Annotated in this window: 26 protein-coding genes; 15 read left to right on the top strand and 11 right to left on the bottom strand. The window is 70.0% G+C overall.

Annotated elements, in window-relative coordinates:
- Positions 1-202: 202 nt before the first annotated feature.
- Positions 203-1489: a nicotinate phosphoribosyltransferase gene (locus tag AB0H43_RS12230; protein ID WP_359999347.1), complete on the bottom strand. Its 1287-nt coding sequence runs from the start codon at positions 1487-1489 to the stop codon at positions 203-205.
- A 69-nt stretch (positions 1490-1558) separates the two neighbouring features.
- Here AB0H43_RS12230 and clpS point away from each other — a divergent pair, with 69 nt between their 5' ends.
- The 5 genes from clpS (at position 1559) to AB0H43_RS12255 (ending at position 4275) form a co-directional block, all read left to right on the top strand.
- A complete protein-coding gene (clpS, locus tag AB0H43_RS12235; protein WP_359999348.1) occupies positions 1559-1849 on the top strand; it encodes an ATP-dependent Clp protease adapter ClpS in 291 nt (96 codons plus the stop codon).
- Complete coding sequence (locus AB0H43_RS12240; RefSeq protein ID WP_253760540.1) at positions 1846-2361, top strand: DUF2017 domain-containing protein; 516 nt, start codon at positions 1846-1848, stop codon at positions 2359-2361. Before clpS ends, AB0H43_RS12240 begins: the two co-directional genes overlap by 4 nt.
- A 43-nt stretch (positions 2362-2404) precedes the next feature.
- Entirely contained in the window at positions 2405-2887 is a 483-nt protein-coding gene (locus AB0H43_RS12245) for a M67 family metallopeptidase (RefSeq protein WP_359999349.1), read from the top strand.
- A 57-nt stretch (positions 2888-2944) separates the two neighbouring features.
- Positions 2945-3259, top strand: a complete 315-nt coding sequence (locus tag AB0H43_RS12250; protein WP_359999350.1) for a MoaD family protein — start codon at positions 2945-2947, stop codon at positions 3257-3259.
- A 62-nt stretch (positions 3260-3321) separates the two neighbouring features.
- Entirely contained in the window at positions 3322-4275 is a 954-nt protein-coding gene (locus tag AB0H43_RS12255) for a cysteine synthase (RefSeq protein ID WP_359999868.1), read from the top strand.
- Positions 4276-4412: 137 nt separating this feature from the next.
- Here the strand turns inward: AB0H43_RS12255 and AB0H43_RS12260 are convergent, their stop codons facing one another.
- Positions 4413-4865: a hypothetical protein gene (locus AB0H43_RS12260; protein WP_359999351.1), complete on the bottom strand. Its 453-nt coding sequence runs from the start codon at positions 4863-4865 to the stop codon at positions 4413-4415.
- Between the two features lie 132 nt (positions 4866-4997).
- On the opposite strand from AB0H43_RS12260, the gene murI reads away from it, so the two are divergent.
- From murI to AB0H43_RS12285, 5 genes are all read left to right on the top strand, one after another.
- Positions 4998-5810, top strand: coding sequence for a glutamate racemase (gene murI / locus AB0H43_RS12265; protein WP_359999352.1), 813 nt, complete (start codon positions 4998-5000; stop codon positions 5808-5810).
- Positions 5807-6553 carry an MBL fold metallo-hydrolase gene (locus AB0H43_RS12270; protein ID WP_359999353.1) on the top strand — a complete coding sequence of 249 codons (747 nt, stop codon included), beginning with the start codon at positions 5807-5809 and terminating at the stop codon, positions 6551-6553. The genes murI and AB0H43_RS12270 overlap by 4 nt, the downstream gene beginning before the upstream one ends.
- 55 nt (positions 6554-6608) lie before the next feature.
- Complete coding sequence (gene rph / locus AB0H43_RS12275; RefSeq protein ID WP_359999354.1) at positions 6609-7397, top strand: ribonuclease PH; 789 nt, start codon at positions 6609-6611, stop codon at positions 7395-7397.
- Positions 7394-8029 carry an RdgB/HAM1 family non-canonical purine NTP pyrophosphatase gene (gene rdgB / locus AB0H43_RS12280; protein ID WP_359999355.1) on the top strand — a complete coding sequence of 212 codons (636 nt, stop codon included), beginning with the start codon at positions 7394-7396 and terminating at the stop codon, positions 8027-8029. Before rph ends, rdgB begins: the two co-directional genes overlap by 4 nt.
- 120 nt (positions 8030-8149) lie before the next feature.
- Positions 8150-9406 carry an ATP-binding protein gene (locus tag AB0H43_RS12285; protein ID WP_359999356.1) on the top strand — a complete coding sequence of 419 codons (1257 nt, stop codon included), beginning with the start codon at positions 8150-8152 and terminating at the stop codon, positions 9404-9406.
- Between the two features lie 9 nt (positions 9407-9415).
- Here AB0H43_RS12285 and AB0H43_RS12290 read toward each other — a convergent pair whose 3' ends face one another.
- The 7 genes from AB0H43_RS12290 to AB0H43_RS12320 form a co-directional block, all read right to left on the bottom strand.
- The gene (locus AB0H43_RS12290) at positions 9416-10033 is read right to left on the bottom strand and encodes a Pr6Pr family membrane protein (protein ID WP_359999357.1); all 618 of its coding nucleotides are present in this window, start codon (positions 10031-10033) and stop codon (positions 9416-9418) included.
- Positions 10034-10127: 94 nt separating this feature from the next.
- Positions 10128-11663: a histidine ammonia-lyase gene (hutH, locus tag AB0H43_RS12295; RefSeq protein WP_359999358.1), complete on the bottom strand. Its 1536-nt coding sequence runs from the start codon at positions 11661-11663 to the stop codon at positions 10128-10130.
- Positions 11660-12802 (bottom strand): imidazolonepropionase, encoded by a 1143-nt coding sequence (hutI, locus tag AB0H43_RS12300; protein WP_359999359.1) that lies wholly within the window; start codon positions 12800-12802, stop codon positions 11660-11662. Before hutI ends, hutH begins: the two co-directional genes overlap by 4 nt.
- Positions 12787-14088: a formimidoylglutamate deiminase gene (locus AB0H43_RS12305; protein ID WP_359999869.1), complete on the bottom strand. Its 1302-nt coding sequence runs from the start codon at positions 14086-14088 to the stop codon at positions 12787-12789. Before AB0H43_RS12305 ends, hutI begins: the two co-directional genes overlap by 16 nt.
- Positions 14085-15266: an allantoate amidohydrolase gene (locus AB0H43_RS12310; protein WP_359999360.1), complete on the bottom strand. Its 1182-nt coding sequence runs from the start codon at positions 15264-15266 to the stop codon at positions 14085-14087. The genes AB0H43_RS12305 and AB0H43_RS12310 overlap by 4 nt, the downstream gene beginning before the upstream one ends.
- Complete coding sequence (gene hutU, locus AB0H43_RS12315; protein WP_359999361.1) at positions 15266-16951, bottom strand: urocanate hydratase; 1686 nt, start codon at positions 16949-16951, stop codon at positions 15266-15268. Before hutU ends, AB0H43_RS12310 begins: the two co-directional genes overlap by 1 nt.
- A gap of 108 nt (positions 16952-17059) precedes the next feature.
- Positions 17060-17881, bottom strand: coding sequence for a MurR/RpiR family transcriptional regulator (locus AB0H43_RS12320; RefSeq protein ID WP_359999362.1), 822 nt, complete (start codon positions 17879-17881; stop codon positions 17060-17062).
- 98 nt (positions 17882-17979) lie between these two features.
- Between AB0H43_RS12320 and AB0H43_RS12325 the strand changes: the two genes are divergently transcribed.
- Complete coding sequence (locus tag AB0H43_RS12325; RefSeq protein WP_359999363.1) at positions 17980-18234, top strand: DUF1508 domain-containing protein; 255 nt, start codon at positions 17980-17982, stop codon at positions 18232-18234.
- A 24-nt stretch (positions 18235-18258) separates the two neighbouring features.
- Positions 18259-18633: a hotdog fold thioesterase gene (locus tag AB0H43_RS12330; RefSeq protein WP_359999870.1), complete on the top strand. Its 375-nt coding sequence runs from the start codon at positions 18259-18261 to the stop codon at positions 18631-18633.
- Between the two features lie 180 nt (positions 18634-18813).
- Here AB0H43_RS12330 and AB0H43_RS12335 read toward each other — a convergent pair whose 3' ends face one another.
- Positions 18814-19563, bottom strand: a complete 750-nt coding sequence (locus AB0H43_RS12335; RefSeq protein WP_359999364.1) for a hypothetical protein — start codon at positions 19561-19563, stop codon at positions 18814-18816.
- A gap of 80 nt (positions 19564-19643) precedes the next feature.
- Between AB0H43_RS12335 and AB0H43_RS12340 the strand changes: the two genes are divergently transcribed.
- Both AB0H43_RS12340 and AB0H43_RS12345 read left to right on the top strand, forming a co-directional pair.
- Entirely contained in the window at positions 19644-20102 is a 459-nt protein-coding gene (locus AB0H43_RS12340; protein ID WP_359999365.1) for a hypothetical protein, read from the top strand.
- Positions 20039-20386: a GNAT family N-acetyltransferase gene (locus AB0H43_RS12345; RefSeq protein ID WP_359999366.1), complete on the top strand. Its 348-nt coding sequence runs from the start codon at positions 20039-20041 to the stop codon at positions 20384-20386. The genes AB0H43_RS12340 and AB0H43_RS12345 overlap by 64 nt, the downstream gene beginning before the upstream one ends.
- Here the strand turns inward: AB0H43_RS12345 and AB0H43_RS12350 are convergent.
- Entirely contained in the window at positions 20383-20814 is a 432-nt protein-coding gene (locus AB0H43_RS12350) for a MarR family transcriptional regulator (RefSeq protein WP_359999367.1), read from the bottom strand. The genes AB0H43_RS12345 and AB0H43_RS12350 overlap by 4 nt on opposite strands.
- Before the next feature lie 113 nt (positions 20815-20927).
- Between AB0H43_RS12350 and AB0H43_RS12355 the strand changes: the two genes are divergently transcribed.
- Positions 20928-22001, top strand: a complete 1074-nt coding sequence (locus AB0H43_RS12355; protein ID WP_359999368.1) for an FAD-dependent oxidoreductase — start codon at positions 20928-20930, stop codon at positions 21999-22001.
- Positions 22002-22138: the final 137 nt, after the last annotated feature.

The raw sequence follows: 22138 nt of genomic DNA on the forward strand, positions 1-22138 counted from the left end.
CGGAAGACGGCCGGCAGCCTAATGATCAAGTGCTCGCGCCGCAGCTCGGCGGGCACAACATCCCATCAGTGGTCGATGTCTTCCGACCACCGGCAGGGGCACGGTCTAACCAAAGGACTACCCGTGGGGTGTCCAGGCGGTGCGAGTGCTCACCTGCCGGCGGCTACGGAACCGAGTCTGCGTCACAACCCGGCAGAACTCATTAGGCGGTGACGAAGGTGACCGGGATCGCCGGGTCGCCGGCCGACAGCTTCAGCCCTTCCCAGGGGATGGAGACGAGGTTCTGCCGCAGCTGCTCCCGCGAGTCCTCCAGGGTCGGCGGGTCGATGACCTTGCCGCCCACTACGTAGGCGCGCTGGAGGAGCCGATCGTTCGGCTGCGGCTCCGGTGCGCCCTGGGAGCAGACGACCTCCTCGGTCGCCGTGCCGGTCGGCTTGTGGCGGCGTACGGCGGTTTTGCGGCCGCCGACGGTCGCCTTGTTCTCCGACCGCTTCACGACCGGGCGCCCGGCCACCTCGACCAGCTTGTAGACCAGTCCGGCGGTGGGTGCGCCGGAGCCGACGACGACTGCGGTGCCCGCGCCGTACGCGTCGACCGGTTCCGCGGCGAGGGCGGCGATGGCGTACTCGTCGAGGTCGCCGCTGACGATGATCTTCACGTCGGGCGCGCCCAGCTCGTCGAGGAGCTGGCGGGACTGGGCGGCCAGCACCGACAGGTCGCCGGAGTCGATGCGGATCGCCCGCAGTGTCGGTCCGGCCACCGCGACGGCGTTCCGGATGCCCTGGGCGATGTCGTAGGTGTCCACGAGCAGGGTCGTCTCGGTGCCCAACGCGGCGACCTGGGAGGCGAAGGCGGTCGTCTCGTCGTCGTGCAGCAGCGTGAACGCGTGCGCGGCGGTGCCCGCCGTCGGCACGCCGTACCGCAGGCCGGCCGCCAGGTTCGAGGTGGAGGCGAACCCCGCCAAGTACGCCGCCCGCGCCGACGCCACGGCCGCTTCCTCGTGCGTACGCCGGGAGCCCATCTCGATGATCGGGCGACCCCGGGCGGCGGTGACCATCCGGGCGGCGGCGGCCGCGATGGCGCAGTCGTGGTTGAGCACGCTCAGGATCAGCGTCTCGAGGACGACGCACTCGGCGAATGTGCCGGAGACGGTCAGGATCGGCGACCCGGGGAAGAAGAGCTCGCCTTCGGCGTACCCGTCGATGTCGCCGGTGAACCGGTAATCGGCGAGCCAGTCGCCGGTGGCGCGGTCCACGATGCCCTGGTCGACCAGGTACGCGATCTCGTCCGGGTCGAACTTGAAGCGGGAGATCAACTCCATGAGCCGGCCGGTTCCGGCGACCACGCCGTAGCGGCGGCCGTTGGGGAGCCGGCGGCCGAACGCTTCGAAGACGCAGGGCCGCTCGGCCGTCCCGTCCCGCAGCGCGGCGCTGAGCATGGTGAGTTCGTACTGGTCGGTGAGGAGCCCGGGTGATCCACGCACGCTCACAGCGTACGGGCACAGACCCGGTCGTCGCCGGGACGGTGAGATTCCGCGATCCCGTGGCAGGATGGGGTCATGACCACGCCCCAGATCCTGCCGGTGGAGCGGCCGGAGGCTGCCGAAGAGCCGGAGTCATCCCGGCCGTGGGTCACGATCGTCCACGACGATCCTGTCAATCTCATGACTTATGTCGTGTTTGTCTTCCAAAAGCTCTTCGGGTTCTCCCGGGAGACGGCGGAGACGTTGATGATGGATGTGCACACGAAGGGCAGGGCCATCGTGTCCAGTGGCGCGCGCGAGCGCATGGAGTACGACGCCGCCCGGCTGCACAGTTACGGTCTCTGGGCGACGGTTGACAAGCAGTGAGTCTGTTCCGCCGGGATGGCGAGGAATGCGTCGCCACGCTCTCGCTCGATGAGGTGCGCGTCCTGCGCCGGGTCGCGTCCGAGGTCGTCGGCCTGCTGACCGAGGGCTTCGATCACTCCGACCCCGTGGTCGTACGTTTGTTCCCGACCGTCTACCCGGAGGATCCGGAGGAGGCGGCCGACTTCCGCCGGTTCACCGAGGGCGATCTCAAGACGAGCAAGATCGACCAGGCCGGTGCGGTGCTCGCGGCGCTGCCGGGCGAGGAGGAGCTGGAGCCGTCCGGCGCCGAGGTGCGGCTCGACTCCGAGGCGTCCGAGGCGTGGCTGCGCGCCATCAATGACGTACGCCTCGCGATGGGCGTCCGGCTCGGGATCACCGACGAGACCGACCTCGACGAGGAGCTGACCGAGGAGATCGAGCGCGACGTGCAGTCGGCTCGGGCGTTCCAGCTCTCCGTGTACGCGTACCTGGGGTATCTCCAGGAGTCGCTGCTCGATGCGATCATGAGGTAGCTCACGGTCCATCCGAAGGCCCGTGCCGGATACGCTTGTCGGCGTGCTGACCATCGACAAGGCGATCCTCGACGCGATCGTCGCCCACGCCCGCCGGGACCACCCGGACGAGGCCTGCGGCGTGGTCACCGGCCCGATCGGGACGGACACCCCGACCCGGCACATCGCCATGGAGAACGTGGAGCGTTCGCAGACGTTCTACCGGTTCGACCCGATGGAGCAGCTGCGGGTCTGGCGGGAGATGGACGACCTCGACGAGGAGCCGGTGGTCATCTACCACTCGCACACCGCGACCGAGGCGTACCCGTCCCGGACCGACGTCTCGCTCGCCGGTGAACCGGGAGCCCACTACCTGCTCGTCTCGACACGTGAGCCAGATGTGACCGAGGTCCGGTCCTTCCGTATCCTGGACGGCGTGGTGACTGAGGAACCAGTGAAGCTGGTGGGAAGCGGCGACGAGCTCGCCGTGCAGTCCTACATGTTCGGCCAGACTCCGACGACGGTCGACTACGAGTGTCGCGGCTAGAGACCGCCTTCCTCGCCCGTCCCCGTTCGTAACCTTTTCCAAGGAGTCCGAAAGACCATGGCCATCGAAGTTCGCATCCCCACGATCCTGCGCAGCTACACCGGCAACCAGAAGGCCGTCGAAGGCTCCGGCGACACCCTCGCCGAGCTGCTCGCCGACCTCGACGCCCGGCACACCGGCCTCAAGGGCCGCCTGATCACCGACGAGGGCGCGCTGCACCGGTTCGTCAACATCTACGTCAACGACGAGGACGTCCGCTTCCTCGGCTCGCTGGACGCCAAGGTCAGCGACGGCGACACCGTGACGATCCTGCCGGCCGTCGCCGGGGGCGCGCTGGGGCTGCTCGCCGCCGCGGCGTACCTGGGCCGCTGACCCGTCTCTCCGCCGCCGGTCGCGGGCTTCGGCCCGGGGCCGGCGTGCGGTGCTGAAGGAGGCTGGAAGTGCGGTACGACTCGATCCTCGACTTCTGCGGCAACACCCCGCTCGTCGGCCTGCCCCGTCTGTCGCCCAGCGAAGACGTGCGCATCTGGGCCAAGCTGGAGGACCGCAACCCGACCGGCAGCGTGAAGGATCGCGCCGCGCTGTACATGGTGCGCGCGGCCGAGTCCGACGGCACGCTGCGGCCGGGCGCGACGATCCTCGAGCCGACCAGCGGCAACACCGGCATCGCCCTGGCGATGGTGGCCAAGCTGCGCGGCTATCGGCTCGTCTGCGTCATGCCGGAGAACGTCTCCGCCGAACGCGTCCAGTTGCTCCGGATGTACGGCGCGGAGATCATCTTCTCGCCGGCGGCGGGCGGTTCCAACCAAGCCGTCGCCACGGCGAAGCAGATCGCTGAGGAGCACCCCGACTGGGTCATGCTCTTCCAGTACGGCAACGAGGCCAACGCCCGCGCCCACTACGAGACCACCGGTCCCGAGCTGCTGCGTGACCTGCCGACCATCACCCATTTCGTGGCCGGCCTGGGCACCACCGGCACGCTCATGGGCACCGGTCGCTACCTGCGCGAGAAGAACCCCGACATCCAGATCATCGCGGCCGAGCCGCGCTACGGCGAACTGGTCTACGGGCTGCGCAACATCGACGAGGGCTACGTGCCCGAGCTCTACGACGCCACCGTCCTCACCCGCCGGTTCTCCGTCGGTACGCGGGACGCGGTGCTGCGTACGCGGCAACTGGTCGAAGTGGAGGGTCTGTTCGTCGGATTCTCCACGGGAGCGGTGTTCCACGCCGCTCTCGCCGTCGCCCACGCCGCCGCGAAGGCGGGGCAGAAGGCCGACGTCGCGTTCCTCGTCGCCGACGGCGGCTGGAAGTACCTGTCGACCGGGGCGTACAGCGGGACGCTGGCCGACGCCGAAGAGGCGCTCGAAGGTCAGCTCTGGGCCTGACACCGGCGCTGGGTCAGGGTTCCCGGTCGAATCTTGGGCCAAGATTCGACCCAGAACCCTGATCCAGCGCCAAGAAGGCGACGGCGCCGAAGAGGCGACGGCGCCAGAGAGGCGACGGCGTCAGAGAGGCGACGGCGTCAGAGCTGGGTGATCACCAGCAGGAGGTTGCCGCCGAGGAGCACCGAGGCCACGCCCAGCAGCTCCCACGGCAGCCAGCGGTGGTGCATGGTGGCGAAGGCGAGCCCGCCGCAGACGGTTCCGGCGATGCCGACCGACATCACCGTGGGCACCAGCCACTCCGGTCCGGGCTCGAAGACGATCGCGAGGAAGACCCGGATCGCGACGACCATGCCGACGAGGACCAGCAGCGCGGCCCACGCGCTCATGCCGAGCATCCGCGTGCTGCCGGGTTCGGGGTCGTCCTGCTCCGGTAGCCGCAGGGCGCGCATCGGGTTTCGGCGTACCGACTGGATCGCTTCGGCGGGAACCACCGGCAGCGAGCCGACCCGCGCGCGAACGAGCGTCGCGGCCTGGGTTTCACCCGAGGGCTGGGCGGGGGTCTCGGTAAGGGTGTCGATGCGCGTCTCCACGTCTGGCACAACGGCGCCGGGTGTGATGCGTAACGCGCGGCGGTCGAGTAACGCCTGGTCAGGTTGTCACCTTGGCGACATGTTCGAGCAGACCTTACTTAAGGCTGGCGCTCGCGGCGTAGGCTCCGAGCCGTGACGGACACACCGATCGGGATCTTCGACTCGGGAGTCGGTGGCCTGACGGTAGCCCGAGCGATCCTGGACCAGTTGCCACACGAGCGCCTGCTCTATCTGGGAGACACGGCGCACGTGCCCTATGGTCCGAAACCTCTGGCCGACATCCGGCGATATGTCCTCGAATGCCTGGATGACCTCGTGGCCGCGGACGTCAAGATGCTGGTGATCGCCTGCAACTCGGCGGTGTCGGCGTGCCTGGCCGATGTCCGGGAGCGCTACGACATCCCCGTGGTGGAGGTGATCCGCCCGGCCGTCCGCCGGGCGGTGGCAGCGACCCGCAACGGCCGAGTGGGCGTCATCGGCACCTCCGCCACCATCACCAGCCGGGCCTACCAGGACGCGTTCGCCGCCGCCCCGCACGTGACCGTCACCGCGGCCGCCTGCCCGCAGTTCGTCGACTTCGTCGAACGCGGGATCACCTCCGGCCGGGCGCTGCTCGGTCTGGCCAGTGCCTACCTCGAACCCTTGCAGCAGGCCGGCGTCGACACCCTCGTCCTGGGCTGCACCCACTACCCGCTCCTTTCCGGCATGCTGAGCCTCGTGATGGGCGAGCAGGTGACGCTGGTCTCCAGTGCCGAGGAGACGGCCAAAGACGTCTATCGGGTGCTGGTCGAAAACGACATGCTGCGCCCCGACGACGCCCCGCCCCCGCGCCACGAGCTGCGGGTCACCGGTGACGACGAACCCTTCCAGCGGCTCGCGCGGCGCTTCCTCGGCGACTTCCCGGCGGCCCTACCGGACTCCAATCACGCGGGAGTGGCTCGATGAGACTGACGGTGTTGGGCTGCGCGGGCAGCTTTCCGGGCCCTGAGTCTCCCTGTTCGGCCTACCTCGTGGAGGCCGACGGGTTCCGGCTGCTCATCGACTTCGGCTCGGGCTCGCTGTCGTCGCTGCAGCGGTACGCCGGGCTGAACGCGGTCGACGCGATCGTCCTCAGTCACCTCCACTGCGATCACATGATGGACGCCGCGCTCTACGTGGTGGTCCGCCGCTACGCTCCGGACGGCCCCTACCCGCCGTTGCCCGTGTACGCCCCGGCCGGTGCGCCGGAACGGCTGGCGGGTGCGTACAGCGCCGACGAGGGACCGCTCGACGACGTCTACACCTTCTACAGCCTGCAGTCGGGCAGCTTCCCGATCGGCCCGTTCACCGTCACGGTGGATCGGGTGAACCACCCCATCGAGACCTACGGCGTACGCCTGGAGCACAACGGCCGGGTGTTGGCGTACTCGGGGGACACCGCGGTGTGCGACGCCGTTCTGCGGCTGGCCCAGGGCGCCGACCTGTTCCTGTGCGAGGCGAGCTACCTCGACGGCGTGGACAACCCGCCCGGCCTGCACCTGACCGGCCGGGAGGCCGGCGAGGTGGCCACCAAGGCAGGCGTACGCCGGCTCCTCCTCACGCATCTGGTGACGGCCTGGGGCAGCGAGGCGGAGACGCTGGAGGCGGCGGTCGGCGCGTTCCAGGGGCCGGTGGAGATCGCCCGGCCGGGCGCCCGCTTCGACGTCTGACGCCGGAACAAAGCCCGCCGTGGGCGGCAATCGGATGAACTGTAGGGTTACGGGCATGACCCGACCCGATGGACGCGCGGCTGACGAGCTTCGTCCGGTGAAGTTGACCCGCGGCTGGAGCATGCACCCGGAGGGCTCGGTTCTCGTCGAGTTCGGCAACACCCGGGTTCTGTGCACGGCGAGCGTGACCGAAGGGGTGCCGCGGTGGCGTAAGGGCTCCGGCCTGGGCTGGGTGACCAGTGAGTACGCGATGCTCCCGCGCGCGACGACGACGCGGTCGGATCGGGAGAGCGTCAAGGGCAAGATCGGCGGGCGGACGCACGAGATCTCGCGCTTGATCGGCCGCAGTCTGCGAGCCTGCATCGAGCTGAAGGCGTTGGGCGAGAACTCCATCGTCATCGACTGCGACGTGCTGCAAGCCGACGGCGGTACGCGTACCGCCGCGATCACGGGCTCCTACGTCGCCCTCCACGACGCGGTGACCTGGCTGGCCAACAAGGGCGCGCTGGCGAAGAAGCAGACCGTCGAGTCCACGTTGCACCGTTCGGTGGCCGCGGTCAGCGTCGGCGTCATCAAGGGCGAGCCGCGCCTGGACCTCTGCTACGACGAGGATGTCAGCGCCGAGGTCGACATGAACATCGTCTGCACCGGGACCGGCGACTTCGTCGAGGTGCAGGGCACCGGCGAGGACGGCGTCTTCGACCGCAAGCAGCTCAACGAACTGCTCGACCTCGGCGTGGCCGGTTGCGGCCGGCTGGCCGAGCTGCAGCGTGAGGTGCTGGGCCTGCCGTCGCTGTCACCGACCAGTCTGCTGGCGAAGTTCGGAGGGGACGTCCGCCGATGAGGCTGCTGCTCGCGACCCGCAACCTGAAGAAGCTCGACGAACTGCGCCGCATCCTCGCGGCCTCGCCCGCGCTGGTGGGTGTCGAGCTGATCGGCCTCGACGACGTCCCCCAGTATCCGGAGGCTCCGGAGACCGGGCTCACCTTCGCCGAGAACGCGCTGCTCAAGGCGCGTGAAGGGGTCAAGTACACGGGCCTGCCGACGGTCGCCGACGACTCCGGTCTCGCCGTCGACGCGCTCAGCGGCATGCCGGGCGTGTTCAGCGCGCGCTGGTCGGGCCGGTTCGGTACCGACTACCCGCACGGCAAGGACGTCGCCAACCTCGAACTGGTCCTCGACCAGACCCACGACGTGGCCGACGACAAGCGCGGCGCGGCCTTCATCTGCGCCGCCGCGCTCGTCCTGCCGGGCGGCGACGGCAACCGGGAACACCTGGTCAGCGGCCAGATGCGCGGCCGCCTGCTGCGTGCGCCGCGCGGCCTGGGCGGCTTCGGCTACGACCCGATCTTCCAGGCTGAGGGGCACACTCGCTCCACCGCGGAGCTCACCGCCGAGGAGAAGGACGCGATCAGCCACCGGGGCCAGGCCTTCCGGGCGCTCGCCGCGGTGATCGCGAAGCAGCTCAAGCCCTAGCTGGTACGCCCACCGCACTACCGTCGCGCGTCAGGCGTGTCTGGCAATTCTTTAGTCAAGCCGTTGGCAAATCTTCAGTGATCATGGCGGCAGATTTTCAGTTACGCGTATGATTGCTTCGTGGTGACTGAGGATGGGCTGATTCAGCGGCGCGCGTTGCCGGCCGTCGAAACCGCGCTGGACGAATCGCGGGTGGTCCTGGTGCAAGGCGCACGCCAGGCTGGAAAGAGCACGCTTGTCCGCATGATCGCGGATGCGCGCCCCGACGCGGTCATTCGCACGCTGGATGATCTGGATCTGCTCCGCGCGGCGCACGAAGACCCCAAAGGCTTCGTGGAGCGCGGCGGCCTCCTCGTCATCGACGAGGTGCAGCGGGCTCCGGAACTCCTGTTGGCGGTGAAGCAGGATGTGGATGCGAATCCACGGCCCGGTCGGTTCTTGCTGACCGGCTCATCGCGAGTGCTGGCCATGAAAGGGGTCCCTGACAGCCTTCCCGGGCGGATGCAGACCGTCGAGCTCTGGCCGTTCTCTCAAGGCGAGATAGACGGGTCGGCGGATGGTTTCGTCGAGGCCGTCTTCCGGGAGGGCGCGGAGGTTCGGCACGACTCGGGCCTCACCAGGGCCGACTACGCCGAACGTGTCCTTCGTGGCGGCTTCCCGGAGGCGGTGTCCCGGCGCACGCAGGCTAGCCGGCGTCGCTTCCTGACCGGCTATCTGGAAACGTTGCTCGAACGGGAAATCGCCGAGATCGCCGAGGTCCAGCGGCTGGCTGAGCTGCGTAGTCTCGTCGGACTGCTCGCGGCGCGGTCGGGTGGTTTGTTGGTGCCCGGAAACCTCGCGAGCGAGCTGCAATTGAGCGCGGTTACGGTGGGCCGCTATGTCGGCTTGCTGGAGGAGATCTTTGTCATCAAGCGGATTCCGGCCTGGTCACGAAACCTGAGCACCCGGATCGTGGGAACAGCGAAGCTCGCGTTCGTCGACAGCGCCCTTGCGGCGACCGTCCTCGGTGAAGACCGGGATTCGCTGCTCGAGCCCACGAGCAGCGCGTTCGGCCCGCTGCTCGAAGGGTTCGTGGCGAGTGAGCTGATGCGCCAGCTGAGTCGGTCGGAGCTGCCAGTCGAGCTGCGCCATTACCGCACCCGTGACCAGGTCGAAGTTGACCTCGTTCTCGAGCATGCCCGTGGACGCGTCATCGGGCTTGAGGTCAAGGCGGCGGCGACCATTCGCGCCGAGGACTTTCGAGGGCTCCGCCACCTCGCCGACCGCCTTGGCGACGACTTGGTGGCGGGCATCTTGCTCTACGCCGGTCGCGAGACGCTCTCCTTCGGACCACGGCTACTGGCGATGCCGGTCAGCGCGGTCTGGGAACTCGCCTGAGATGTAAGGTCAGGTGCTTTCGGGGGAGAGGCGGGTGTGGAGGCGGCGCAGAGAGTTCCCGGCCCAGACCACGATGAACACGAATCCGATGATCCCGATCGCGATGGCGAGGCAGGCCTTGACGACGTGGCCCCAGCCGTCGGGGCGCGGATCGACGAACGGGTACGGGTACCAGTCCACGATGCCGCCCCGGATCAGCGTGTAGCCCAGCCAGACGATCGGGTACGCCAGCCAGCTCCACGCGTCCGGCAGCCGGATCTGGTGCCGGGGTGGCTGGATGAGCCAGTCGAGGAAGAGCACGACGGGCGAGATCTGGTGAAGGACGGTGTTGACCCAGGGCAGCGTCGTGCCCAGTTGCGCGGTCAGGTCCGACAGCAGCAGCGCGAAGACGACTCCGGTGGTGAACAGGTAGCTGGTCGCCGCTCCGCGTACGAGGTCCCAGCGGAGATTGTCCCAGGCCGGCCGGGCCGCCCCGACGAGGAGGACGGCCGCGCCGATGAGGTTGCTCTGGATCGTGAAGAAGCTGAAGAAGTTGCCCACGTCGGTGGTGCGTTGGAACTGGACGACGACCGCGGCCACGATCGCGATCGCGGTCGCCGTTCGATAAATCCGGACAAAGATCTCCACGCTGGAGAGCTTCTCCTGTTGGTCATGGAGTTGTCCGCCTCGACACACCGTCGAGACGATAGTTAACTCCATGATCAACGGGCTGGGGCTGGCGTCAGGCGAGCGGTCCGACCTCGGCTTCGATCGTTTCGAGCAGGGCTCGGCCGGAGATGGTGGCCCGCGCGGAGTCGAGCACCGGGGCGAGGAACATGTCCGGCCCCGGAGTTCCGGCGTACGCCGTCACGGTGGCCAACGCGGCCCGGCCGGCCGGCGACGGGACGAGCGGGGCGCGTAGCTGTAGGCCGCGGCAGGCGGAGAGCAGCTCGACCGCCAGCAGCGACGTGAGGTTGTCGAGCACGGTACGCAGCTTCTTCGCGGCCGCCCAGCCCATCGAGACGTGGTCCTCCTGCATCCCGCTGGTGGGGATGGAGTCGACCGAGGCGGGTGCCGCGAGGCGACGGTTGTCGGCGACGATGCCCGCCGCGGTGTACTGCGCGATCATCAGCCCCGAGTTGACGCCGGGGTCGGGGGTGAGGAACGCGGGCAGTTCGCGCGATCGGGTGACGTCCAGGAGCCGGTCGACCCGGCGTTCGGAGATCGAGCCGACCTCGGCGGCGGCGATGGCGAGGAAGTCGGCGGCGAAGCCGAGCGGGGCGCCGTGGAAGTTGCCGGTCGACTCGACCCTGCCGTCGGGCAGGACGACGGGGTTGTCGGCCACGCTGACCAGCTCCCGGGCGGCCACCGTGCGCGCGAACTCCAGCGTGTCGCGGGCGGCCCCGGCGACCTGCGGCGCGCAGCGCATCGAGTACGCGTCCTGCACCGCGTGGACCAGATCGTCGCGGTGCGAGTCCATGATGGCGGAGCTCTGGAGCAGCCGATGGATGTTGGCGGCGCTGATCCCCTGGCCCGGATGCGGCCGGATCTCGTGGATCGAGGGGTGGAACGGCCGGTCGGTGCCGAGCATCGCCTCGATCGACAGGGCGGCCGTCACGTCGGCCATCGTGAGCAGGTGGCCGAGGTCGTCGCAGGCCATCAGCAGCATGCCGAGCATGCCGTCGGTGCCGTTGATGAGGGCCAGACCCTCCTTGGAGGACAGCTCGATCGGGGCCAGCCCGGCGGTGTGCAGCGCGTCGGCTCCGGCGATGCGCGTACCGTCCTTGCCGAGCACCCAGCCCTCGCCGAGCAGCACCAACGCGCAGTGCGCCAGCGGGGCGAGGTCGCCCGAGGCACCCAGCGACCCGTGTTCGGGCACCCACGGGGTGACGTCGTGGTTGAGCAGGTTCACGAGCGCCTCGGCCACCAGTGGGCGTACGCCGGACCGCCCGAGCGCCAGCGACCGCACCCGGAGCAGCATCATCGCCCGGACGACCTCCCGGGGCATGGGCGCGCCGATGCCGGCGGCGTGCGACCGGATCAACGCGTGCTGCAGTTCGGCCCGGCGTTCAGGGGCGATGAAGGTGTTGGCCAGGGCCCCGAAGCCCGTCGAGACGCCGTAGACCGGGCGGCCGTCGCGTTCGATGCCGTCCACGATGGATCGGCTGGCCGCCATCGCGTCGACGGCGGCCGGGCTGAGCGCGACGTGGGCGCTGCCCCGGGCGACGGCCAGGACGCCGGCGGCGCTGACGCCGTCCGGTTCGACAGTGACGATCATCGAACCCACACTCCTTTGTGCAGTACTTGTCTTACGAGGGGCACACCGGGCCGGTAGGCCAGATGCACGGAACTCGGCGCGTCGAGCACCATGAGATCGGCGTACGCGCCGATGCCGAGGTGGCCGACGTCCGAGCGGCGCAGGGCGCGGGCCCCGCCCGCGGTCGCCGCCCAGATCGCCTCGGCCGGTGTCATCCGCATGTCGCGGACGGCCAGGGCGATGCAGAACGGCATCGACGAGGTGTAGGACGAACCAGGGTTGCAGTCGGTCGCCAAGGCCACCGTGGCCCCGGCGTCGAGCAGACGCCGCGCGTCCGGATAGGGCGACCGGGTGCTGAACTCGGCCCCCGGCAGCAGTGTGGCGACGGTCGACGAGCTCGCCAGCGACTCCACGTCCGCGGCCGACAGATGGGTGCAATGATCCGCGCTGGCCGCGCCCAGTTCGACCGCCAGGCGTACGCCGCCGCCTTCGGTGAGCTGGTTGGCGTGAATGCGGGGCAGCAGCCCCTCCGCCATTCCGGCGGCGAGCACCGTCCGGGCCTCGTCCACGTCGAACGCCCCGCGTTCGCAGAAGACGTCCACCCACTTTGCGTGGGGCGCGCACGCCCGCAGCATCTCGCCCGAGACCAGCTCGACGTAGGAGTCGCGGGGGACGTCCGGCGGCACGACGTGCGCCCCCAGGAACGTCGTCTCCGTGGTGAACTCCGAAGCCACCCGCAACGACCGGGTCTCGTCGGCAACGCTCAACCCGTATCCGCTCTTGATCTCGACCGTGGTGGTGCCCTGCCGGCGCATCTCCTCGACCAGGCGCTCCACGTTCGCGTGCAACTGAGCGTCGGAGGCCGCGCGGGTGGCCGTCATCGTGGTGCGGATCCCGCCGCCCGTGTAGGGCTCGCCCGCCATCCGGGCGGCGAACTCGGCCGCCCGGTCGCCCGCGAAGACCAGGTGCGCGTGGCTGTCCACGAAGCCGGGCAGCACGGCCGCGCCCTGCGCGTCGAAGACCTCGTCGGCGGCGTGCGGGCTGCTCGCGGGGCCGACCCATTCGACACGGTCGGTCACGATCATCGCGGCGTCGGTCAGCGTGCCCTCGTCGGAGTGCGTCGTCAGCTCGCCGATGTTGGTGATCAGAAGAGAGCGCACACCGTCTCCTGGAGTTCCCGGGCCACGTCGATCGAGACGTGGCGGCCGTCGGCGACGATCACCCGGCCGTCGGCGACCACGTGCGTGATGTCGGCCGCGCCGGCGGCCATGAGTACGCCGGCCGGATCGATGCCCGCCGTACGCACAGTGCCGAGGCTGATGGTGACGAGGTCCGCCCGCGCGCCGACGGCCAGCCGCCCGGCTGACGGCCAGCCCAGCGAGGCGTGCCCGGTGGCGGTCGCTGCGCTGAGCAGCTCCTCCTGGGTGAAGTGGCCCCGGGCCTGGGCGGAGAGGCGTTCGTGCAGTTCGAGCGCGCGCGCCTCTTCGAGGAGGTCGATGACGGCGTGCGAATCGCTGCCCAGCGTCAGGCGTACGCCGGCGTCGGCCAGGGCGCGCGCGGGGCCGATCCCGTCGCCGAGATCCCGCTCGGTCGTCGGGCAGAAGCAGGCGTACGTGTCGGCCATCAGGTCGATGTCGCCCTTGGTCAGGTGGGTCGCGTGCACGGAGGTGAAGGTCTCCTCCAGGACACCGTGGCGGTCGAGCAGCTCGGTCGGCGTACAGCCGTAGGCGGCCCGGCAGGCGGCCACCTCGTCCACCTGCTCGGCGACGTGCGCGTGCACGGGCAGGCCGCTGGTCAGCTCGGTGAACTCCGACAGCACGGCGGCCGGCACCGCGCGTACCGAGTGCAGCGCCGCGCCGATCATCGAGTGCGGCTTGGCGGTCAATGCGTCGAACCGGTCCCACCAGGCGTCGAGCGAGCCGTCGCCGAAGCGCAGCTGCGGCCCGGCGAGCGGCTTGCCGTCCACCGACGACTGCAGGTACAGCGTGTCCAGCAAAGTGATCCGGATGCCCGCGTCGGCCGCGGCGGCGACGAGCGCCTCGCCCATCGCGTTCGGGTCCGCATAGGGCTTCCCACCCGGCTGGTGGTGCAGGTAGTGGAACTCGCCCACGCAGGTCACGCCCGCGAGCGCCAGCTCCGCGTACACGGCGCGGGCGAGCCGGTGGTAGCTGTCCGGGTCCAGCCGGTCCGCGACCTGATACATCTGCTCGCGCCACGTCCAGAAACTGCCTCTGCCCATGTGGGTACGCCCTCGCAGCGCCCGATGAAACGCATGCGAATGGGCGTCGGCGAACCCGGGTACCGTCAGGCCGGCCAGCTTGGGGACATGATCCTCCGTCCACCCGGTCGGCTCCGCCCGCACGATCTTGCCGTCCTCGATCGCGATCAGCACGTCGGCCTGGATCCCGTCCGGCAGCCAGGCGTACTCGCAGAGGTAATGACTCATCGGCATGACAGCTCCTCCAGCACATCCGCGAGCGCGCGTACGCCCGCCGCACAGTCGGCGTCGGAGGCGTATTCGGCGGGGGAGTGGGAGACACCGGTCGGGTTGCGGACGAACAGCATCGCCGTCGGCAGGTACGCGCTGAGCACCCCGGCGTCGTGCCCGGCGCCGGTCGGCAACACCGGCGCGTCACCGAGCAGCGTCGCGATCCGGTCGCGTACCGCCACGTCGAACTGCGTCTCCCCGCTGACCGACTCGGCGGTCAGGCTGACCTGCGTACCATCGCGGGCTGCTCGGTCGGAGGCTCGGGCCGAGACCGCCGCGACCAGCTCCTCCACGGCGGACGTGGTGGCCGCCCGCGCGTCGAGCCAGGCGCTGACGCGGGCGGGAATCGCGTTGGTGGCGTTGGGTTCCACGGCGACGCGGCCGATGGTGGCGTGACAGCCGCGCAGCCGGGCCTCCTTGTTCGCCGCGAGCACCGTGTACGCGAACGTCAGCATCGGGTCGCGCCGGTCGGCCATGAGGGTGGTGCCGGCGTGATTGGCCTCGCCCGTGAAGTCCAGCCGCCACCGCCCGTGCGGCCAGATGGCACTGGCCACGCCGACCGCGCGACCGGAGTCCGCAAGGGAGCGCCCCTGCTCGACGTGCAGCTCGACGAAGCAGCCGAACCGGGCCAGCAGGTCGGGGCGGTGTCCCTTCGGCGTCGCGCCCATCGCCTCGGCGAGCGTCACGCCGTCGCGGTCCCGCAGCGCGGCCGCGGCCTCGGCGTCGACCGCGCCTGTGAGCAGCCGCGACCCCAGGCAGGCCAGGCCGAACCGGGAGCCCTCCTCCTCGGCGAAGACACCGATCGCGATGGGCTTGACCGGCGTGACCCCGCGTGCCCGCAACTCGTCGACGGCGAGCAGCGCGCTGACCACGCCCAGCGGCCCGTCGTACGCCCCACCGTGCGGCACAGAGTCGAAGTGGCTTCCCGTGAGGACGGCGTCGTTTCCGGCGCCCCACCAGGCGAAGACGTTGCCGTTGCCGTCTTCCTCCAGCGTCAGATCCCGCTGCGCTGCCTGCTCCTTGAACCAGTCCCGGAGGTGCTGTTCCGGCTGGGTGAACGCGTACCGGAGGTAGCCCAGGGTCTCGGGGTCGCGCCCGATCGGCGCGATCTCGTCCCAGAGTTCCCGGAAACCCATCACTGCTCCCGCATCGCGCTGTGCTCATGATCCCGATGCGAGCGCATCGGGATGTGCACGCCGCGCTCCTCAGCGACCGTCTCCGCCAGGTCGTATCCGGCGTCGACGTGCCGGATGACGCCCATGCCCGGGTCGTTGGTCAGGACGCGTTCGATCTTCTGCCCGGCGAGCGTGGTGCCGTCGGCGACGCAGACCTGCCCGGCGTGGATCGAGCGGCCGATGCCGACGCCGCCACCGTGGTGGATGCTGACCCACGACGCCCCACTGGCCGTGTTGACCAGCGCGTTCAGCAGCGGCCAGTCGGCGATCGCGTCCGAACCGTCCAGCATGGACTCGGTCTCCCGGTACGGCGAGGCGACGCTGCCGCAGTCCAGGTGGTCCCGGCCGATGACGACGGGTGCCTTGAGGGTGCCGTCGGCGACCATCTCGTTGAACCGGACGCCGGCCTTCTCGCGTTCGCCGTAGCCGAGCCAGCAGATGCGGGCGGGCAGCCCCTGGAACGCCACGCGCTCCCTGGCCATGGTGATCCAGCGGCGCAGCGACTCGTTCTCGGGGAACAGGTCCAGCACCGCCTGGTCGGTGGCGGCGATGTCCGCCGGGTCGCCCGACAGCGCCGCCCAGCGGAACGGTCCCTTGCCCTCACAGAACAGCGGCCGGATGTACGCCGGCACGAAACCGGGGAAGGCGAAGGCGTTGGAGAACCCGCCGAGCTGCGCCTCACCGCGGATGGAGTTGCCGTAGTCGAACACCTCGGCCCCGGCGTCCTGGAAACCGACCATCGCCTCGACGTGCTTGGCCATGCTCTGGCGGGCCCGGTCGGTGAACTCCTCCGGCTTCTTCGCCGCGTAGTCCGGCCCGTCTGCCAGGTCGACGCCCTCCGGCAGGTACGCCAACGGGTCGTGCGCGCTGGTCTGGTCGGTGACGATGTCGATCTGGACGCCCCGTCGCAGCAACTCGGGAAAGACGGTGGCGGCGTTGCCGACGACGCCGACGGACAGGGCCCGCTTCTCCCGCTTCGCCTTCGTGACCCGCTCGATCGCGTCGTCGAGGTCGTCGGCGATCTCGTCCAGGTAACGCGTCTCGACGCGCCGCCGGAGCCGGTGCGGGTCGACGTCCACGATCAGGCACGCGCCGCCGTTCATGGTGACCGCGAGGGGCTGCGCGCCGCCCATGCCGCCACAGCCCGCGGTCAGCGTCAACGTGCCGCTGAGAGTGCCACCGAACCGCTTCGCGGCGACCGCGGCGAACGTCTCGTAGGTGCCCTGGAGGATGCCCTGGGTGCCGATGTAGATCCACGAGCCGGCCGTCATCTGGCCGTACATGGTCAAGCCGAGTTTCTCCAGCCGGCGGAACTCCGGCCAGGTCGCCCAGTCGCCGACGAGGTTCGAGTTCGCCAGCAGGACGCGTGGCGCCCACTCATGCGTACGGAACACCCCGACGGGACGGCCCGACTGGACGAGCATCGTCTCGTCGTCCTTCAGCGTGTCGAGCGTACGCACGAGGGCGTGGAAGCTCGGCCAGTCCCGGGCGGCCTTGCCGGTGCCGCCGTAGACCACCAGGTCGGCCGGGTTCTCCGCGACCTCGGGGTCGAGGTTGTTCATCAGCATCCGCTTGGCGGCCTCCTGACCCCAGCCCAACGCGGTCCGCTGCGCACCCCTCGGCGCCCTGACAATCGGCGTCGTCACTGCGTTCCTCCGTCTCCCTCGCTGCTTTTGCGCGATCATGAACTTGTGGTCGTGATCGACCGGTGTGTCGTGTCCGCAGCGCCCTGATCGACTCCGCGGCGCAAATGATCAATCCACGAAAACGCCGCGCCGGGCGGCGGTGGTCTCGAAGTCCTCCAGCCTTCGCTGGGTCTGCCCCGGGTCGGCGTCGGTCATCGCCTGCAACACCACCATCGTCAACACCATCGGGGCCGTATGCAGGTCGAACACCAGATCCGAGCCGACTGCGGCGGGCAGCGTGAGGTCGGCGACCTCGCCGACCGGGCTCAATTTCGAGTCGGTGATCACCACCGTGGTCAGCCCGAGTTCTCGCGCCAACCGCAGGGCTTCGACCGATTCGCGCGGATACCGCGGCAGGACGACGGCGAGCAACGCGGTCGCACCGGCCTCGCGAGCCTGCTCCAGGCGGTCGGCGAGCATGCTGCCGCCTTCGGTGAGCGGCCGGACGTCGGGGTGGATCTTGGCGGCGAAGTAGCCGAAGTAGCTCGCGATCGGGGCGGCCGCCCGCAACCCGAGCACCGGCAGCGGGCGGGAGCCCGTCAGCACCTGCGCCGCCTGGGTGATCGGCGACGGGTCCAGCAACTGGTCCGCCAGCCGGGTCAGGTTCGCGATCTCCCCGCGTACGGCGAGCTGCAGATCGTTGGCGGCCGGCTCGACGGCGTCGGTGGAGTCGGCGGTCAGCTCCCGCAGACGGCGGCGCAGCGCCGGGTACCCGTCGTAACCGAGCGCCATCGCGAAGCGGGTCACCGACGGCTGGCTCACCTGGGCCAGCTCGGCGACCTCGGAGGCGGTCAGGTGAGCCGCGTGCGCGCCCTGGTCGACCAGGGACCGGGCGATGCGGCGCTGGGTCGGCGTCAGGCGTACGCCGTGCACGAGATCCGCAACATTCACGGCCGGACTGTATGCATATTTTCATTCAGCCCGCAAGACGCCCTGCGGGTTTTGCGAAATTTACTCCGCTTTGTTCGCCGAGTCCCTAGTCTGCGGTCATGGCGAAATTCGAGATCTTCAAGGACGTACGCGGCGAGTACCGGTGGCGGCTCCGCTCGGCCAACGGCCAGATCTTCGCGATCGGCGGGGAAGGCTTCAAACAGAAGTCCGGCGCCGAGAACGGCATCGCAGCCGTCAAGCGGGACGCCGTGGCCGCCGAGATCACCGATCTCAGCGACAGCCCCCTGGCCACCACCATCAGCTCGAAAATGGAGCCGGGGATGGCGAAGAAGAAGCTCCCGCCGCCCATGTAGTCTCCCCGCGTGGCAGACCTCAGCATGGCGGGCACCCTCGGCGAGCGTATGGGCATCCAGCTCGTCGAGGCGACACCGCAGCGGATCGTGGCGACCATGCCGGTCGACGGCAACACCCAACCCTTCGGGCTGCTGCACGGCGGGGCGTCGTGCGTACTCGCCGAGACGCTGGGATCGATCGGAGCCACGCTGCACGCGCATGAGGTCGGCCAGGCGTACGCGGTGGGCGTGGACATCAACGCCACGCACCACAAGGCCGCCCGGGCCGGCGTCGTGACCGGGGTGGCGACGCCGCTGCGGCTCGGCCGCAATGTCGCCACCTACGAGATCGTCATCACCGACGAGTCCGGCGACCGCGTCTGCACAGCCCGCCTCACCTGCATGCTCCGCGACCGCTGACCCGCTCGCGCCGCCGACCCGCTCGCGCGTCCAAGATCGGCGCAGGATCACGGTTCCCGGCCGAATCATGGTCCAAGATTCGACCGAGATCCCTGATCCAGCGCCCGGCAGGCGAGCGGCGAGGCGGCACTGAACCCGAGGCCGACGCCACACTGCGGGCTGGCGCCAGATGGCGAAGCGCTATGCGGTGCTGACGGCGCTGATCGCGTGGGCTTTGCCGAGGTTCCCGCTCACGATCGTGAAGACGAACGTCGGTCCCGCGCCCGCCGGCAGCTGCTCTATGCGGACGGTCGAACCGCTCACCGAGGTCGTGTAGCCGCTCGGCACGGTCTTGCCTTTGAGCGCGCTGGTCACCGAGGACGAGCCCAGCCGGGCCATGCGCTGCTGGTTGCCGCCCTGCCAGGCAGACAGGAACGCGCCCACGTACGCACCCGCGTCCGACGGGTACGTGGTGCGTGACAGCAGTGCCTGGGTCGCCGCGGTCGGATGCCCGAGCTGGGTGTTCACGAGCGAGATCAGGACCTCGTCGCCGTGGGCGTTGCGGAAGACGCACTCGCTCGTCTCACCGCTGGCGGTGCAGTCGATGTAGGTCCAGTCGGCGTTGGGGTAGCCGTTGTCCTTGATCTGCTGCACCGTCGCCTGGTTCGCCAGCAGATCCAGGCGGCTGCTGTTCTTGTTGCCCCATGCCGTCAGCAGCGCTTGGGCGTACCCCTTGGCTGTCGTGGGGATGGTGAACGTCGAGCCGCCGGTCTTCGACGAGCCCGGCGTGGGGCTGGCCGGCGCGGAGCTGGTGGGGGAGGCGGACGGCGAGTCCGACGGGCCGACCGTGGTCGTGACCGATGGGGCCTGGCTGGACGGCGTGCTGCCGGAGCACCCGGCGAGGGCGAGTGCGGCGAGCACGGTGGCGAGGCGGAGGGGGAGGCCCGTCATGGCGGTCAGGATAGGAGCCCGGTCGACGGTGTTGATCGATCCGTCCGAAACCTGTCAGACCCGTACGCGATGATGACCGGGTGAAGGTGGTCGACGTCGACAGCACGCGGTGGGCCGACCTCGCGACCCTGTTCGGCGCGAACGGCGCCTACTCGGGCTGTTGGTGCATGTGGTGGCGGCTGTCCGGCAAGGAGTTCAGCGCGAACGGCAATGCCGGGAACCGGGCGGCGCTGGAGGCGCTGGCCGAGGCCAACGCGCCACTGGGCCTGCTCGCCTACGACGGCACCGCCAGAACAGACGCTGCCGGCGCCGCCCGCACCGCAGGCGCCGCCCGCGCACCGCAGGCGCCGCCCGCACCGCAGACGCCGCCCGCACCGCAGACGCCGCCCGCACTGCAGACGCCCGCACCACCACCCGCACTGCCGACGCCGACCCGTCGCCCCACTCCGCTGTCGGCGCGGGCATTGGCAGGCCGGTGGGCTGGGCGAGTCTGGCTCCCCGGCGGCACTTCGCCCGGCTGCTGCGTTCGCCCGCGCTGAAGCTCGACGAGCCGGCGGACGAGACGGTGTGGTCGGTGCCTTGCTTCTTCATCGCCCGGGATCGGCGCGGCACCGGTGTCGCGAGCGAGCTGCTCGCCGAGGCGATCAAGCGCGCGGCGAGGGCGGGGGCGAAGGTGCTGGAGGGCTATCCGACGCAGGTCGACGGGCGGGCGCCGAACGCGGAGCTGTTCACGGGGACGCCGTCGCTGTTCGAGAAGGCGGGCTTCACCGTCCACAAGCGACCGGCTAGCGGCCGTCGGCTCGTGGTCCGCCGCGCGCTTTAGTCGACCGCCTGCCAGTAGGCCATCGCCACCGGTCCGATCGCGGCGCGCATCTGCTGGCGTACTTTCGGTGGCAGCTCTTCGAGCTGGTCGGCGAGCACCTTCGTCAGGGCGTCGTGGAATCCGGTGGCGGCGTCGCGACCGGTGGGGGTGAGTTCGACCTTGACCGCACGCCGGTCACAGCTGTCGGGCGTACGCCGCACGTAGCCGCGCCGCTCGACGCGGTCGACCAGGCCGGTCAGGGTGGATTTCTCGATGTGCAGGTGGTCGGTCAGGCCGGCCATCCCTAGCGGCTCGTCCATCAGGGCGCACATGAGCAGCGCCTGCTGGGCGGTCAGCTCGTGAGCCCGGCTGACGTCGGTGAAGACGTGCTGCACGGCCAGCGACAGCCGGATCAGCGCGCCCGCGAAGTCCTCATTATCACCGCTCACGGCGCAAGTCTATCCGCATGTAGTTCGTATCACCAACTATTGGAGTAGTTCGCATTGCCAACTAATCTCGTTCGTACTACGTACAGTTGGTACTGCGAACCAGGAGGTTCCCCATGCGCCAGACCGTGGCCGTCGTCGGCGGTGGATACGGTGGCATCGAGGTCGCCCGCGCGCTCGACGAGGTGGCCGATGTCGTCCTGATCGAGCCCCGCGAAGACTTCCATCACAACGCGGCCGCCCTGCGGGCTGCCGTACGCCCCGACTTCGCCGGACAGACCTTCATCCCCTATGACAAGCTCCTCGTCCACGGCCGCGTCGAACGCGACGCCGCCCAGCAGGTCGCGCCGGGCAAGGTGACCCTGGCGTCCGGCCGCACGGTCGACGCCGACTACGTCGTGCTCGCCACCGGCGCCCGGCACCCGTTCCCAGGCAAGCCGACGCACCTGGACACCGCGCCCGCGATCGAGACCTACGCCCGCCTGCAGAGCCAGATCGCGGCGGCGGATCGGATCGTGCTCGCCGGGGCCGGCCCGATCGGGCTCGAACTGGCCGGTGAGATCAAGGCCGAGTGGCCCGGCAAGGAGGTCGTCGTCCTCGACCCCGCGCCGGTCATCCTGCCCGAGCGGTCCGCCGAGCTGCGTACCGAGATCGAACGCCAGCTCGCCGACCTCGGCGTCACCGTCGTCCTGGGCGCCGCGCTGCCCGCGTCGTTCGAGGTCGCGCCGGGCGTCATCGCGCCGTTCACGGTCGAGCTGACCGACGGCCGCTCACTGTCCGCGGATCTCTGGCTGCGGTGCTACGGCTCCGACCCCGTCTCGGACTATCTCGCCGGTTCGCTCCAGGCCGCGCGCCTTTCCAGCGGACGGGTACGCGTACAGCAGAGCCTGCGAGTCCACGGTCACGACCGGGTCTACGCCGTCGGCGACATCACCGACATCGAGGAGCCGAAGCAGGCGGTCGCCGCGATGGCACACGCGGCCGTCGTCGTCGCGAACATCAAGGCCGACCTCGGCCTCGGCGAGCCCACGGTGTACGAGCCGCAGGGCAGCAGCATCCTCATTCCGCTCGGGCCGGCGGGCGGCGCGGGGGAGCACCCCGGCATGGGTGTCCTCGGGGCCGAGGTGACCGCTCAGTACAAGGGGACCGATCTGCTCCTCGGCCACTACAACGCGGTGTTCAACCGGTGACGCGGCACGGTTGAGCGCACTGCTCCTCCCGCCCCCCCGCTTCAGCGCTGGATGCCGCCCGCCCCCTCAGCGCTGGATCAGGGATCCGGGTCGAATCTTGGCCCAAGATTCGACCCGGAGGCATGGGACGAGCGGGG

It is taken from the genome of Hamadaea sp. NPDC050747 (assembly GCF_040654195.1).
In the GTDB taxonomy this organism is placed as follows: Bacteria; Actinomycetota; Actinomycetes; order Mycobacteriales; family Micromonosporaceae; genus Hamadaea.

Bases quoted from the DNA above. Each gene is read 5' to 3' on its own strand.
- AB0H43_RS12335 (WP_359999364.1), bottom strand. From the start codon at position 19,563: ATGACGGGCCTCCCCCTCCGCCTCGCCACCGTGCTCGCCGCACTCGCC.
- hutH (WP_359999358.1), bottom strand. From the start codon at position 11,663: ATGATCGTCACTGTCGAACCGGACGGCGTCAGCGCCGCCGGCGTCCTG.
- AB0H43_RS12305 (WP_359999869.1), bottom strand. From the start codon at position 14,088: ATGAGTCATTACCTCTGCGAGTACGCCTGGCTGCCGGACGGGATCCAG.
- rph (WP_359999354.1), top strand. From the start codon at position 6,609: ATGACCCGACCCGATGGACGCGCGGCTGACGAGCTTCGTCCGGTGAAG.
- AB0H43_RS12355 (WP_359999368.1), top strand. From the start codon at position 20,928: ATGCGCCAGACCGTGGCCGTCGTCGGCGGTGGATACGGTGGCATCGAG.
- AB0H43_RS12250 (WP_359999350.1), top strand. From the start codon at position 2,945: ATGGCCATCGAAGTTCGCATCCCCACGATCCTGCGCAGCTACACCGGC.
- rdgB (WP_359999355.1), top strand. From the start codon at position 7,394: ATGAGGCTGCTGCTCGCGACCCGCAACCTGAAGAAGCTCGACGAACTG.
- AB0H43_RS12310 (WP_359999360.1), bottom strand. From the start codon at position 15,266: ATGGGTTTCCGGGAACTCTGGGACGAGATCGCGCCGATCGGGCGCGAC.
- clpS (WP_359999348.1), top strand. From the start codon at position 1,559: ATGACCACGCCCCAGATCCTGCCGGTGGAGCGGCCGGAGGCTGCCGAA.
- AB0H43_RS12270 (WP_359999353.1), top strand. From the start codon at position 5,807: ATGAGACTGACGGTGTTGGGCTGCGCGGGCAGCTTTCCGGGCCCTGAG.
- AB0H43_RS12325 (WP_359999363.1), top strand. From the start codon at position 17,980: ATGGCGAAATTCGAGATCTTCAAGGACGTACGCGGCGAGTACCGGTGG.
- AB0H43_RS12330 (WP_359999870.1), top strand. From the start codon at position 18,259: ATGGCGGGCACCCTCGGCGAGCGTATGGGCATCCAGCTCGTCGAGGCG.